The organism is Nocardia ninae NBRC 108245 (assembly GCF_007990755.1).
GTDB lineage: Bacteria > Actinomycetota > Actinomycetes > Mycobacteriales > Mycobacteriaceae > Nocardia > Nocardia ninae.
The window spans coordinates 1-12,238 of the sequence record NZ_BJXA01000001.1; the positions used below are offsets into that span (position 1 = coordinate 1).

At 68.0% G+C, this 12,238-nt stretch carries 13 protein-coding genes and 1 pseudogene; 4 read left to right on the forward strand and 10 right to left on the reverse strand.

Annotated features, from left to right (window positions below):
* Window positions 1–640, reverse strand: a pseudogene (locus NN4_RS00005) (sensor histidine kinase); the annotation flags it as partial.
* Entirely contained in the window at window positions 637–1,332 is a 696-nt protein-coding gene (locus tag NN4_RS00010; RefSeq protein WP_147128178.1) for a response regulator transcription factor, read from the reverse strand. The pseudogene NN4_RS00005 and the gene NN4_RS00010, both read right to left, overlap by 4 nt.
* A 551-nt stretch (window positions 1,333–1,883) precedes the next feature.
* On the opposite strand from NN4_RS00010, the gene NN4_RS00015 reads away from it, so the two are divergent.
* Window positions 1,884–2,462: a 4Fe-4S cluster-binding domain-containing protein gene (locus NN4_RS00015; protein ID WP_246180654.1), complete on the forward strand. Its 579-nt coding sequence runs from the start codon at window positions 1,884–1,886 to the stop codon at window positions 2,460–2,462.
* On the opposite strand, the gene NN4_RS00020 is transcribed toward NN4_RS00015, so the two are convergent.
* Both NN4_RS00020 and NN4_RS00025 read right to left on the reverse strand, forming a co-directional pair.
* Window positions 2,380–3,600 (reverse strand): PucR family transcriptional regulator, encoded by a 1,221-nt coding sequence (locus NN4_RS00020; protein ID WP_147127851.1) that lies wholly within the window; start codon window positions 3,598–3,600, stop codon window positions 2,380–2,382. The genes NN4_RS00015 and NN4_RS00020 overlap by 83 nt on opposite strands.
* A gap of 193 nt (window positions 3,601–3,793) precedes the next feature.
* Window positions 3,794–4,669, reverse strand: a complete 876-nt coding sequence (locus NN4_RS00025; RefSeq protein ID WP_147127853.1) for a sigma-70 family RNA polymerase sigma factor — start codon at window positions 4,667–4,669, stop codon at window positions 3,794–3,796.
* 135 nt (window positions 4,670–4,804) lie between these two features.
* Between NN4_RS00025 and NN4_RS00030 the strand changes: the two genes are divergently transcribed.
* Window positions 4,805–5,152 (forward strand): DoxX family protein, encoded by a 348-nt coding sequence (locus tag NN4_RS00030; protein WP_147127855.1) that lies wholly within the window; start codon window positions 4,805–4,807, stop codon window positions 5,150–5,152.
* Between the two features lie 7 nt (window positions 5,153–5,159).
* On the opposite strand, the gene NN4_RS00035 is transcribed toward NN4_RS00030, so the two are convergent.
* A complete protein-coding gene (locus tag NN4_RS00035) occupies window positions 5,160–6,746 on the reverse strand; it encodes a GMC family oxidoreductase (protein ID WP_186818178.1) in 1,587 nt (528 codons plus the stop codon).
* A 112-nt stretch (window positions 6,747–6,858) separates the two neighbouring features.
* On the opposite strand from NN4_RS00035, the gene NN4_RS00040 reads away from it, so the two are divergent.
* Together NN4_RS00040 and NN4_RS00045 are read left to right on the forward strand one after the other, a co-directional pair.
* Entirely contained in the window at window positions 6,859–7,608 is a 750-nt protein-coding gene (locus NN4_RS00040) for an SDR family oxidoreductase (RefSeq protein WP_222594915.1), read from the forward strand.
* An 83-nt stretch (window positions 7,609–7,691) separates the two neighbouring features.
* Entirely contained in the window at window positions 7,692–8,141 is a 450-nt protein-coding gene (locus tag NN4_RS00045; protein ID WP_147127858.1) for a nuclear transport factor 2 family protein, read from the forward strand.
* On the opposite strand, the gene NN4_RS00050 is transcribed toward NN4_RS00045, so the two are convergent.
* Genes NN4_RS00050 through NN4_RS00070 form a run of 5 tightly spaced genes read right to left on the reverse strand, consistent with a single transcriptional unit; the run spans window position 8,128 to window position 12,230 of the window.
* Entirely contained in the window at window positions 8,128–8,706 is a 579-nt protein-coding gene (locus tag NN4_RS00050; protein ID WP_147127860.1) for a TetR family transcriptional regulator, read from the reverse strand. The genes NN4_RS00045 and NN4_RS00050 overlap by 14 nt on opposite strands.
* A gap of 25 nt (window positions 8,707–8,731) precedes the next feature.
* The gene (locus NN4_RS00055) at window positions 8,732–10,201 is read right to left on the reverse strand and encodes an FAD-dependent oxidoreductase (RefSeq protein WP_147127861.1); all 1,470 of its coding nucleotides are present in this window, start codon (window positions 10,199–10,201) and stop codon (window positions 8,732–8,734) included.
* A 12-nt stretch (window positions 10,202–10,213) separates the two neighbouring features.
* A complete protein-coding gene (locus NN4_RS00060; protein WP_107656542.1) occupies window positions 10,214–10,618 on the reverse strand; it encodes a carboxymuconolactone decarboxylase family protein in 405 nt (134 codons plus the stop codon).
* Window positions 10,615–11,484: an NAD(P)-dependent oxidoreductase gene (locus NN4_RS00065; RefSeq protein ID WP_147127863.1), complete on the reverse strand. Its 870-nt coding sequence runs from the start codon at window positions 11,482–11,484 to the stop codon at window positions 10,615–10,617. Before NN4_RS00065 ends, NN4_RS00060 begins: the two co-directional genes overlap by 4 nt.
* Window positions 11,481–12,230 (reverse strand): SDR family oxidoreductase, encoded by a 750-nt coding sequence (locus tag NN4_RS00070; RefSeq protein ID WP_147127864.1) that lies wholly within the window; start codon window positions 12,228–12,230, stop codon window positions 11,481–11,483. Before NN4_RS00070 ends, NN4_RS00065 begins: the two co-directional genes overlap by 4 nt.
* Window positions 12,231–12,238: the final 8 nt, after the last annotated feature.

Genomic DNA, 12,238 nt, shown 5'->3' on the forward strand with positions numbered 1-12,238 from the left:
CGTTGTCGCCGATGCTGAGGCCGCCGATCGAGTCGCTCATCGCGGTGGCGGTGGCCTTGGCGCGGACGGCGTGCGAGGTCCGGTCCAGCGTGCGCCCGACCCGCACCAGCACCACGCACGCGGCACAGGGCAGCGCCGAATAGGCCACGGCGAACAGCATTTCCGGCACGATCGGGTTGCCCGCGCCCGGTCCTCGGGCGTACGCCGCGGCGATCTGAGCGAGCATCGCCGCAACGGTGAGATAGCCGAAGGGCATGAGCCGCCAGAAGATACAGAGTGCCAGCGCGGGCAGCCCCGGAATCCAGGTGATCCACAATGACTTCTCGGCGGGCACGAGGGCATCGGCGCGCACCAGCAGCCAACTCAGCGCGGCGAGCAGGTAGCCGAGCGCGAAAGCCAGGACCGCGTAACGGAGCAGATCGAAGCGCCAGCGCGCCGCGGCGACCACAATGCCCACGGTGGGCAGATAGATCGCGGTGAGCGCGAACGGTGTCCACCACGGCGCCGCGAGCGCGGACTGAGCCAGCGCGGTGGGCGTGGTCAGGGCGGCGTAGAAGATGCCCCCAAAACCGACGAACAGGCTTGCGCCACGGACGAGTCGGGATTCGGCGCTGCGCCGTAGCGCGGCCGTTTCTATCATCGGGGCCGGGGATCGCCGCCGAGGAAGCCGTCCCGCTCGGCCTCGCGGTACAGGTCCACGCGCGAGCGGACCGGCCTGCCTGCCTCGGCATACCGCCGGCGGATCCGGCTCAGGTAGTCGTTGACCGTGTGTTCGGAGAGGCCGAGCTTGTGCGCCACCGCGGCGGCGGTCTCACCGTTCGCGTAGTGCTCCAGCACGTCTCGCTGCCGCGGCGGCAGATCGATGTTGGTCAGCGCCGGGTCGCTGTCGATGGCCGAGGCCCAGGCCATCGTCGCGACCTGCCTGCCGGAGGCGGCCGCCCGGATCATCGCGGTGGTGCGCTCGGCCGGATCGCTTTTCAGCGCGACACCGAGCACGCCGGCGCGGGCGGCCGAGCGGATCAGGTCCCGCCAGTCGCCGGTGGTGTAGACCAGGCAGGGAATGTCGAGACTATGTAGCAGTTCGACATTCGCGCGCGGGCTGGAGCCGTCGGGCAGCCGCAGGTCCAGCACGGCCAGGTCGAGATCGGTGGTCCGCTCCAAGAGTGCGGGCACCGTCTGCGCGATCGCCACGACGGTGAGATCGGGTTGGTCGGACAGGATCGCGGCCAGGCCGACTGCGACCGCCTGGTGGTCTTCGACGATGCCGATTCGGCGTACGGTTCCCGGTGTCGCGTAGGGGCCCGGCAGATCGGTGACGGCGACGCCCGCCATTGTGAGGAGTCGACGGAGCACCATGAATGGCATTAAATCACTCGGTCCCGAAAGTTCCAAGTGAATCCGTTCGGCTATTCGGATTTCGCCCTCGGTGGCGGGGGGTCGATTGGCGGGAGCGAATGCTGGTCCGGCATTGCAAGTCGTACAACGTAATCTGATATCGACCGGTCGGTTCGTGTGAAACCAGGTGAAACAGGTTGTGGCAGTGGCGATCAGCGACCGTACCGCCGATGATGCGTCGCTGTTTTCGGCGCCCCGGCTTATGCTGGTTCGAATTCCGCATTTTCACATGCGGATCGGACATCAGTCGACGTGCGCGAGGCGCGCACATTAATTCCAGAATTTGCTCCGAATTACCTATTTTGACTTCGCCGAGGCGCGAATGACGGCCGCGTGGTCCCGGATCATGGACCTAGGTGTCGAGTGTTCAGTGGACAGACAGTGGGCACCGGTGCCACGAGACTCACTGGATGAGGCCACGGGAGTGCCCGTCGGCATGAACAGGGGAGAAGGACGTGCACTCGAGTCGGCACCCGGACAGCGCCGCGATGCTGGTGTCGCGGCTGCGATTTCCGGTGGTGGACATCGGTTATGGAGTTCGCGCGGAGGTATGGCTGCCCGGCTGCCGGATCTTCTGCCGCGACTGTCTCGCCGGACACACGTGGGTGTTCGACGAATCGACCCGCTGCGGCGTCGAAGCGGTACTCGACTGGCTGCGCGAGTTGCCCGCCGACCGGATCGACGGCGTCACGATCTGCGGCGGCGAGCCGACCGACCGGCCTGTGGCGCTATGTGCCCTCATCGACGGAATCAACACGTGGCGAGCAGGGTTGACCCGCCCGGTCGATCTGCTGCTGTACTCCGGTCGTTCGACCGCCGTGCTGGATGAGCGGCTGCCATGGCTGAGCGCGTCGGTGGACGCGCTGGTCGCCGAGCGGTTCGAGGGGCGCGATGCCGGATCGTCCGGTCCGGCGAGCCGGCGCGTCGTCGTCGGCTCCGCGCTCGGCATGACACGTTATGCCGCAGCGCCTTTCGCGGCCGATGTTACGTCGTGCGATAGCTGCGGGCGACCAACGCCGAGCGCAGATACCACAGGCCGGACGGTTGGGACGGGTCGAAGCCGGTGAGCTGACCGATCCGCTTGAGGCGATAGTCCACGGTGTTGGTGTGCACGTGCAGAACTCGCGCGGTGCGCTGCCGGTTGAGGTTGTTGGCGATATGGCGCTGCAGGGTTTCCAGTAGCTCGGGGTGTTCGTCGAGCGGGTCCAGCAGCTGCCCGAGGTACTCGCGGCCCGGACCCGGGCGGGTGAGCTGGTATTCGAGCGCGAGCTCGTCGAACCGGTACAGCCCGGCCACCGCTTCGAGCCGCTGCACCATGTCGAGCAGTTCGTGCGCCTGGTCGGCGGCGTTGGGGATCTGCTCGGGCGTGGCCTCGACCATGGTCGCGGTGATGCCGACCTGGGCGGCGTGCGACAGCTGGGTCACCAGGGCGTCATAGCCGGCGTTGTCGAAGGTGGGCGACGGAATGAGTATCGTGCCGCCGTCGACGCTGAGCAGCGACAGCGCGCTGTCCCCGCAGCGGGTGGCCAGTTCGGCCTGCACCCGTCTGAGTTTGCGGCGCGCGACCACCTGGCTGTCCAGCATCGGATTGTGTTCGTCGCGATGCGGCGGAATCGCCACGGCCAGTACGGAGTACGAGGCCGCGATGGCGATCCCGCATTCGCGCGCCATGGTGGAGGTGCTGTGCCCGCCGAGCAGCGCGGAGGTGAGCGTGTGCACGGCGGTGTGGTGCTCGCTGACCACCGAGCGCAGTTCCTTGATGTAGGCCACCGAGATCGCCGAGCTGATCATGTCCAGCATCTCCAGCACCATCTTGGCGCCGTCGACCAGGCTGTCGAAATCCTTGATGGACGCGTCGGACACCACCAGGTCCAGCCCCATCTTGAAGCCCTCGTGGATGGAGTGGTGGATGGTGTCGATGGGCACGCCCTCGCGCGCCCAGCCTGCTGCGGCGTCCTGTAAGCGCTGCAACTTACCCGGGATGTCCTGGCCGTCGAGCATGCTCACCGCGAACTCGAGGCAGACCCGGGTGATGGTGGTGACGTCGCCGGAGATCGCGTCCGCGGGCAGGGTCCCGCAGGGGATGACGTTTTCGACGAAGTGCCCGACCATCTGGCGCGACAACGCGCGAACGTCCTTGAGCGGGGACGACATCGGCTTGCCGGCGAGCGTCAGGCTCTGCCGGGCCGAGTTGCCGATCGACATTGACGACTCCTTCCGCCCCCGAAATATAACTGTGCGGCGCATTCACACTAAACGTTCTATTCCGGCGATGGACCGATTCGCAAGGTTCTGTGTGCGGCTTGCAGACTGGTCGGTCGGTCCTTGTGCGCCGTCACAGCGTGTTGGGGCTATTGAACTGGTCGTTTGATTTATTGAAACCTCTTCGGACGGTTTTTTACACCAGTACTGCGATATCGAGTTCGCGCAGGCGAGCCGGATCGGCGATCACCTCGTACCCCGCGACCCGACCGTCGCGCACCGTAACCGCGAGGGCGAGTAGCAACTTGCCGCGCGGGGCGACCAGGATGCCGACCGCGCCGTTCACCAGCGCCAGCGCCGCCACCTGCGAACGACGTTGCAGCAGTACGGTTTCCTTCGCCACCGCCGCAGCGCCGCGCACCACGGCCGACAGGCCTGCGGGCAGCGCGGCCGGATCGGCGACGCGGACCACATCGGGGGCGAGCACCGCGAGGAGCGCGTCGAGATCGCCACCGCGGGCGGCGGTCAGGAAAGCCTCGACCACATGACGTTGCTCAGCGAGTTCGGCTGCGGTGGCGGTGGTTTCGCCCTGAGCCCGCTGACGCGCGCGGCTGGCGAGTTTCTTCGTGGTCGCGGTGCTCCGCCCGACGATCGGCGCGATCTGATCGAACGGCACGGCGAACAGATCGTGCAGCACGAACGCCACCCGCTCGTCGGGGCCCAGCGTGTCCAGCACCACGAGCAGCGCCCGGCCGACCGAATCGATCAGCACCGCTTCGTGTTCCGGGTCGCTGTCGTAGGCGGCGTCGCCGAGTTCGGCGAGCAGGTCGACGGGTTCCTCGCGCCGTGCGGCCCGTGACCGCAGCATGTCCAGGCAGATCCGCGACACCACCGTGGTGAGCCAGCCTGCCAGGTTCGCCACCTCGTCGCTGTCCTGGCGGGCCAGCCGCAGCCATGCCTCCTGCACGGCGTCGTCGGCCTCGCTGAGCGACCCGAGCATCCGATACGCGACGGCGCGGAGATGGTCGCGATGGGTCTCGAATTGCCGCGCCAGCATGTCCTGCGCCCGCATCGGTCACCTTTCCGTTCCGCCCTCCGTCAGATGGTTGACGGATCCCACCGCGCCCGGTGGTTCCGGTGCGGCGCCGTCGAGGCGCCACACCACGATCGCAGACCGGTCGCAGCACACACCAGGAGGGTGTTACCCATGTCCACCGCTTATGTCATCGTCACCATCGTCGCCGCGGCCGCCGTGCTGATCGCGTCCGGCGTCGATGTCTTCCGTGCTCAATGGGTGCGCGACAACATGCGTAGCTACGGCATCCCGGAGTGGACGCTGATGCCGTTGGCCGTGATCAAGGTGGCAGGCGCCGTCGGCCTGCTCGTCGGTCTGGCCATTCCGTCGCTGGGGCTGGCCGCCGCGATCTGCCTGGTCCTCTACTTCATCGGCGCGATCATCACCATCCTCCGCGCCCGCGGGTACGGCGACCTCGCCTACCCCATGCCGTATCTGGCACTGGCGGCCGCGTCGGCGGTTCTGTTCGTGCTCGCCTGACCGGCGCCTAGCCCTGCTGGATGAACTTCGCCGCCTGCTCGCCGATGAACACCGCGGGGGCGTGCGTGTGGCCGCGGATGAGCAGCGGCATGACGGAGGCATCGGCGACGCGAAGGCCTTGTACGCCACGCACTTCCAGGCGCGGGGTGACGACGCTGGCCGGGTCGGTGCCCATCCGGCAGGTGCCGACCGGGTGATAGAGGGTGTGCGAGTAGCCGTTGAGCGCGAGTTCGAGGGTGGCTTCGAGCTCGGCGGGGGCCTGCGGCGGGTAGATGATCGGGCCCAGTACGGCTTTCATGGCCGGGGTGGCGGCGATCTCGGCGCAGGTGCGCAGGCCGGACATGAGGGCGGCCCGGTCGGCACCCGCGCTGTCGGACAGGTAGCGCGGGTCGATCACCGGCTTGGCGGCCGGATCCGGGGCGGCGAGGGTGATTCGGCCGCGGCTGTGCGGGCGCAGCAGCACGGTCGCCAGGATGACGCCGTGTTCGGTCGGGTCCACCAGGCCCTCGTAGTAGAACGGCGCAGGCGCGAAGATCAGCTCCAGGTCGGGCAGGTCCAGTTCGGGATTGCTGCGGATGAATCCGTAGGCCTCACCGACGTTGGAGGTGAGCATGCCGCGATGGCGCAGCAGGTAGTCGAGCAGTTGGCGCGGCTTCTCGGCGCCGAACAGCGAGTCGGCGGCGACGCCGTAGCCGATCCCGGTGACGAGGTGATCCTGTAGGTTGGCGCCGACCTCGGGCACGTGCCGCAGCGCGCGAATACCCTGGCGCGCCAGCTCGTCTCGGTCGCCGATGCCCGAGAGCATCAGCAGCTGCGGGCTGTTGATCGCGCCACCGCAGAGCACCACCTCGCGGCGGGCGGTGACCGTGTGCGGGCCGCCGCCCTGGTGGTATTCGACGCCGACCGCGCGGGTCCCCTCGAACAGCACCCGGGTGGCGGGCGCCTCGGTGCGGACGGTCAGGTTCGGCCGCCGCATCGCGGGCCGCAGGTAGCCGTCCGCGGTGCTCCACCGCCTGCCGCCGTGCTGGGTGACCATGGTCTCGCTGAAGCCTTCCGGCTCCGGCCGATTGGGCGGCTCGACCTCGAAACCCGCCTCCCGCACCGCGGTCAGATAGGCGGCGGTCAAGGCGCGCGGACTGCGTTGCCGGGAGATGTGCAGCGGACCGTTGGCGCCCTCGTCCGGATACTGTGCGTCCTGGACGTTTTCGATCCGGCGGAACTGCTCGACCGCGGCCGCGAAGCCCCACTCCTCGCCCGCCAGCAAGCCCCACTCGTCGTAGTCGGCGCGGAAGCCACGCACCCACATCATCGCGTTCATCGACGAGGAACCGCCGAGCATCTTGCCGCGCGGCCAATAGATCTGCCGATTCTTCAGCTCGGGCTGCGGCTCGGTGAGATAGTCCCAATCCACCTCGGTGCGAAACAGTTTCGCGAACCCGGCGGGAATATGGGCGAACTTGTTCTTGTCCGGTGGGCCCGCCTCCAGCAGCACCACCGACGTATTCGGATCGGCACTGAGCCGGTTCGCCAGCACGGCGCCCGCGGATCCGGCGCCGACGATCACGTAGTCCGCGGTAAGCCCACCTGGTTGCACTGTCCCACTCCGATCTGCGCTGCCTACGGCAAAGATACGAGGATCAGGTGTGCCGATGGTTCGCTTTCGGCACAACCGGACACAAGTCACCGAGTATGGAGGTAGCGCGACAGTGGACGCGGGAACAGTGATCGTCACCGGTGGTAGCCGCGGTATCGGCGCGGCAACGGCCCGGCTGCTCGCGGGCGCGGGCCACCGCGTCTGCCTGACCTATCGGGCGGACACTGCCGCGGCGGAGGCGGTGGTCGCCGACATCGCCGCGGAAGGCGGCAGCGCGCTCGTGGTGCGTGCCGACATGAGCGACCCCGCCGACATCGAGGCGTTGTTCCGTACTGTCGATGCCGAGCTCGGTACGCTCACCGGCTTGGTCAACAACGCGGCGACGCTCGAAACGCAGTGCCGGGTAGTCGAACTCGACGCCGAACGGCTGCATCGCGTAATGACCGTCAATGTCGTCGCCCCGATACTGTGCGCTAGATACGCCGTCCAGCGCATGTCCACCGCGCACGGCGGCCTGGGCGGCGCGATCGTCAATGTGTCCTCGGCCGCGGCCCGGCTGGGTTCGGCGGGGGAGTACGTCGACTACGCCGCGAGCAAGGGCGCCCTGGATACGTTCACCCGCGGACTCTCCGTCGAGGTCGCGGCGGAGGGTATTCGAGTGAACGCGGTGCGCCCCGGCTTCATCCACACGGACATGCACGCCCAAGGTGGCGAACCGGGCCGCGTCGACCGCGTCGCGCCGAGCCTGCCGATGCGTCGAGGCGGCCGACCGGAGGAGGTCGCTGAAGCTATTGTCTGGCTGTTGTCCGAGCGGGCGTCGTATGTCACCGGCTCGTTCATCGATGTGGCCGGCGGGCGGTGAGACCGGTCACAAAACGAACGATCGGTCGTGCATATTGTTAGCCTCGGTACATACCATTCGGTTCCACTCTCTTGGAAGGCGTGATGGATATGGTGGACGAGGACCGCGCGCGTAAAGTCGCGATGATCGAGGAGTTCTTCCGGCTCAGCTCGGCCAAGGATTTCGAAGGTTTCCTGGCGTTGTGCACCGACGACATCCACATGTCGATTCCGTACCAGCTGCCGGGCTTCCCGGACCACGCCGACGGTAAGGACGAGATCCGGGCCACCCGGACGGCGGTCGACCGGTACGAGCCCTACGCGATGTGGGCGAGCAAGATCGAGCCGATGCTGGACCCGGACCAGTTCCTGGTCGAGTCGAAGGGCGACATGGTCGTTCGCGCGACCGGCAGGCCCTACCGCAACGACTACGTGAACGTCTTCCGGTTCCGCGACGGCAAGATCGCCGAGTGGGTCAGCTACCACGATCCCTTGCGTCAGATGGTCGCGTTCGGACTGACGGAACTGCCGGTCGCCTCGGTTACTTCAGGATGAGCAACGCGGACTTCTCGATTCGATCGGCGATCTCCGAATAGGACGCGTAACCCATGCCCGCGCGCACCAGCGCGCCCGCGTAGAGCAACTCCAGTGATTCGACGACATCCGGGTCCGCGTCGGGGCCGAGCGCCCGCATGATCCGTTTGCGGATCTCGGTCCCGATGCGACCGCGCAGATGCACCACGTCGGGGTCGCGGCCCAGCAGCGCGCTGGTGACCGCGCCGGAGAGCTCCTGCTCGTCGGCGACCAGCATCGCGATATCGCGCAGCTCGGCGACGACCCGGACCGTCGGGTCGGGGTCCTGGCTGGCCGGTGACGGCGCGGAAACCAAACGCCGCCAGAAGATCTCGGCGACCAGGTGTTCCTTCGAGGAGAAGTAGGTGTAGGCGGTGGCGGTGCCGACGCCCGCCGCCGCGGCGACCAACCGGATCGTCATCCCCGCGAACCCTTCGCGGGCAAGCACTTCCACCGCCGACCTGGTGAGCTTGTCGACGGTGTCGGCCTGCTTGCCGGAGAGCCTGCGGCGGGTCGCCTCGACGATGACGGGATCGGATTCGGACATGTGTCTGGATACTACTACGGGCAGGTCAGTTCTTCGCCGCGGCGATGCCCGCCCTGCGGCCGTAGAAACTGCCGTCACCCAGCGAAGCCCCGCTCACGTACCCGCCCGCGCACAGCCCGGAGGTGCAGCGCCCCGCGGCGAACAGGCCCGGGATCGGCTCGCCGGAGACGTGCAGCACCCGGGAGTCCAGGTCGGTGCGCAGGCCGCCCAGGGTGAAACCCGCCGTGTACCCGCGCATGTCGAACGCGGCCAGCGAACCTTGCAGCGGCCGCACCCATTCCGGCTTCTTGCCCAGCAGCGGGTCCTTGCCGTCGGCGGCGTGCAGGTTGTAGCAGTCGACGGTGGCCTGCAAGGCCAGCGTCGGCAGGCCCATGTCGGACTCCAGTTCCGCGACCGTCTCGGCGGCCCAGGTGGGTGGCTGCCGGAAGAACGGGGTGGCGGTCTCGGTGGCCAGCCCGGCCTCGTAGGACGCCTCATCGATGACCAGGAAGGCCTGGTTCTCCTGCTGGATCAGCGCCGCCTGGCCGATCCGGCCCGGGTAGGTGTCCTCGGCGATGAACCGCTGGCCGCGCCCGTTCACCAGGATGCCGCGCGCCATCAGCTGCGGGTCGCCGAAGAAGGCGACCTCGGTCGCGTCCATGTGCGCCAGCTCCGCCCCGAGGGCCTGCGCGAGCCGGATGCCGATGCCGTCGTGCTCCTCGATCGCGGCGGCGGGCCTGCCGATCAGGCGTGGCGCGTAGCCCTCGATCATCTGCTGGTGGTAAGCGAAACTGCCGGTGGCCAAGACGATTCCGCGGTCGGCGCGGATGGCGACGTCTTTGCCGTAGCGTTTGGCGAGCACGCCGACCACGCGATCGTCGTCGTCCACCACCAGCCGGCCGATCCGCAGGTCGTATTCGACGGCGACACCGAGTGCTTCGGCGGTCTCGGCCAGCGGCTTCATCAGCATGTAGCCGCCGCTCTTACGTCCGATCTTCTTGTCGGCGAACTGCGGAACATGGCCGCGCGGAGCCGGTTTCGCGATCGCGTTGAACGGGGCCGCGTTCTCGCCGCCGGAGTACATCAGGCCCTCGTCGTGCGGCGGCTCCCAGCCCGGCTCACCCCAGAAGGCCTCGCGGAACGGCACACCGCACGAGACGAGCCAGTTGTAGTGCTCGACGCTGCCGCGCGAGTAGTCGGCGATCTTGGCCTTGTCCACCCCGGGGCCGAGCGCCGCGAGTAGGAAGGTCTCCATGTTCTCCGGGGTGTCCTCGAAGCCGAGGGCCTGTTGCAGCGGGGTGCCGCCGCCGAGGTAGATGAAGCCGCCCGCCATCGCGGCCGCGCCGCCCCAGCCGCCGGTGCGTTCCAGGATCAGCACCTCGGCGCCCGCGCGGGCGGCTTCGATTGCGGCGCATACCCCGGCGATGCCGTAACCGGCCACGACTACATCGGCGTGCAGGTCCCACTCGGTGACGCTGCTCGCGCGTAGCGGCCGAAGGGTGTTGGCATCAGACATGTTTCGGGTCCTTCACTCGGTGCGGTCGGCTTCCTGCTTGCGGGCGGCCTTCTTTTGTTGCGCCACTATGGTGCCCACCAACAGGTCCAGTTTGGTGCCGTTCGGCCAACCGACGTAGTGGCAGAGGAAGACCGCGATCTCGTGCAGTTGCTCCTCGGTGAGCTCCTCGTTGCGCAGCGCGGCGCCGATCTGGATGCCGGCGGTGTCTATGGCGCCTTGCGCGGTGAGCGCGCCGAGCAGCAACAGCCGCCGGTCCCGGATGGACAGCGCGGGACGCGACCAGATGTCGGCGAAAAGGTGGTCGGCGGTGACCGCGAAGTGGCTGCCGGGGTAGTCCTGGAACTCGGTGCCGTACACCTCGGCCATCTTGGCCAGGCCGCGCTGGCGCACGGAGTCGGCGGAACCGTTGTCGCTCATGAGGATTGCCTTTCGGATGTGCCGACGCCGAGCCCGAGCCCGAGCCGGTCGAGCGCGAGTTCGGCCAGGGGGAGTGGGATGTCGAGCCGGGCAGCGAGTTCGAGCGCGAGACCGAGGTCCTTCTCGCCGAGATCGCGCACGTGCCGCAGGATCGGCAGCCAGAAGTCGCCCTCCTCGATGGGCGCGGTGCGGTCGCGCAGCATGATGGCGCCGGGGCCGCCGGTGACGGCGTCGGAGTGCCGCACCACCTTGCCGAGGACCGTGAGGTCGAGTCCGGCGGCCTCGGCCAGCCGCTGTGCCTCGGTGGTGGCGGTGAACGCGACGAAGTGGACCAGGTTGCGGGCCAGCTTCATTCGCGTGCCCGCGCCGACCGGGCCTGCGTGCACGATCAGATCGGCGAAACACTCGAAGGGTGCGCGGATTCGTTCGTAGGCCGCGTCGCTGCCGCCGACCATGACCGCGAGCCTGCCCTTCTTCGCGCCCGGTGCGCCGCCGCTGACCGGTGCGTCGACGAATTCGGCACCGTGCATGGCGCATTCGGTCGCGAGCTGTTCGGCGGTGCGGTCGCTGATCGTCGAGTGCACCGCCACCACGGTGCCGGGAGCGGCGCTGCGCAGTAGTCCTTCGGGGCCGGTGATAACGTCGCGCACTTGTACGTCGTCGACCACGGCGATGGAGATGACCGAGGCCCGCTCGGCGAGCTCGGCCGGTGAGGTAGCGGCTCCGGCTCCGGCCTCGGTGTACGGCAGCACCGCGTCGGCGCGCACATCGCAGACCGTCAGCCCGCCCGGCCAATTCAGCAGTCGCTTGGCCATCGGCGCACCCATGGCACCGAGTCCGATGAAGCCCAGCCGAGTGTCGGTCATGAACGGAAAACCTGTCCGCCGTCGACATTGAAGATCTGCCCGGTGACCCAGCCTGCTTCGTCGGACAGCAGATACAGGCACGCGCCGACCAGGTCGGCCGGCGTGCCCATTCGCTTGAGCGGCAACCGGTTCACCATGTCCGCCACGATGGCCGCGGGTGTCACCGTCTTGGTCGCGTCGGTGTCGATGGGACCCGGTGCGATGGCGTTGATCCGGATGTTCGAGCCGCCGAGCTCGAAGGCGAGCTGCTGGGTCAGGCCGTTGACGCCGACCTTGGCCAAGCCGTAGAAGCTGGAGTATGTCCAAGCGGCGGTGGAGGATTGGTTGACGATCGATCCACCGGTCTTGCGCATGTGCGGCCAGACGGCGCGGGTCATGTTCAGCGCGCCGTCCATGTTCACGCTCATGAACTTCTTGTAGTAGTCCCACGGCACGGTGAGCAGCAGGTTGAGCTTCATCTCGCCGTAGATGGCGGCGTTGTTGACGAGGTGGTCGATGCCGCCGAACTCGGCGACCGTCAGTTCGGCCAGGGCAGTAGCGGATTCGGGATCGGACACGTCGACCATGCCGAACAGCGCGGTGCCGCCGTCGGCGGTGATCTTCTCCACCGTCGCCTGCCCGCCCTCGTCATTCTTGTCGGCGACAACAACTTTCGCGCCCTCGGCGGCCAGCGCGGCGGCATAGGCGGCGCCGATGCCCTGCGCGGCGCCGGTGACGATGACGGATCTTCCCGTGAAACGGGCCATGACGGTGT

Excerpts from the sequence above, each read along its gene's own strand:
- NN4_RS00025 (WP_147127853.1), bottom strand. The coding sequence starts at position 4,669 with ATGCGGGCGCAGGACATGCTGGCGCGGCAATTCGAGACCCATCGCGAC.
- NN4_RS00060 (WP_107656542.1), bottom strand. The coding sequence starts at position 10,618 with ATGAGCGACAACGGTTCCGCCGACTCCGTGCGCCAGCGCGGCCTGGCC.
- NN4_RS00055 (WP_147127861.1), bottom strand. The coding sequence starts at position 10,201 with ATGTCTGATGCCAACACCCTTCGGCCGCTACGCGCGAGCAGCGTCACC.
- NN4_RS00070 (WP_147127864.1), bottom strand. The coding sequence starts at position 12,230 with ATGGCCCGTTTCACGGGAAGATCCGTCATCGTCACCGGCGCCGCGCAG.
- NN4_RS00020 (WP_147127851.1), bottom strand. The coding sequence starts at position 3,600 with ATGTCGATCGGCAACTCGGCCCGGCAGAGCCTGACGCTCGCCGGCAAG.
- NN4_RS00050 (WP_147127860.1), bottom strand. The coding sequence starts at position 8,706 with ATGTCCGAATCCGATCCCGTCATCGTCGAGGCGACCCGCCGCAGGCTC.
- NN4_RS00030 (WP_147127855.1), top strand. The coding sequence starts at position 4,805 with ATGTCCACCGCTTATGTCATCGTCACCATCGTCGCCGCGGCCGCCGTG.
- NN4_RS00015 (WP_246180654.1), top strand. The coding sequence starts at position 1,884 with ATGCTGGTGTCGCGGCTGCGATTTCCGGTGGTGGACATCGGTTATGGA.
- NN4_RS00065 (WP_147127863.1), bottom strand. The coding sequence starts at position 11,484 with ATGACCGACACTCGGCTGGGCTTCATCGGACTCGGTGCCATGGGTGCG.
- NN4_RS00045 (WP_147127858.1), top strand. The coding sequence starts at position 7,692 with ATGGATATGGTGGACGAGGACCGCGCGCGTAAAGTCGCGATGATCGAG.
- NN4_RS00010 (WP_147128178.1), bottom strand. The coding sequence starts at position 1,332 with ATGGCGGGCGTCGCCGTCACCGATCTGCCGGGCCCCTACGCGACACCG.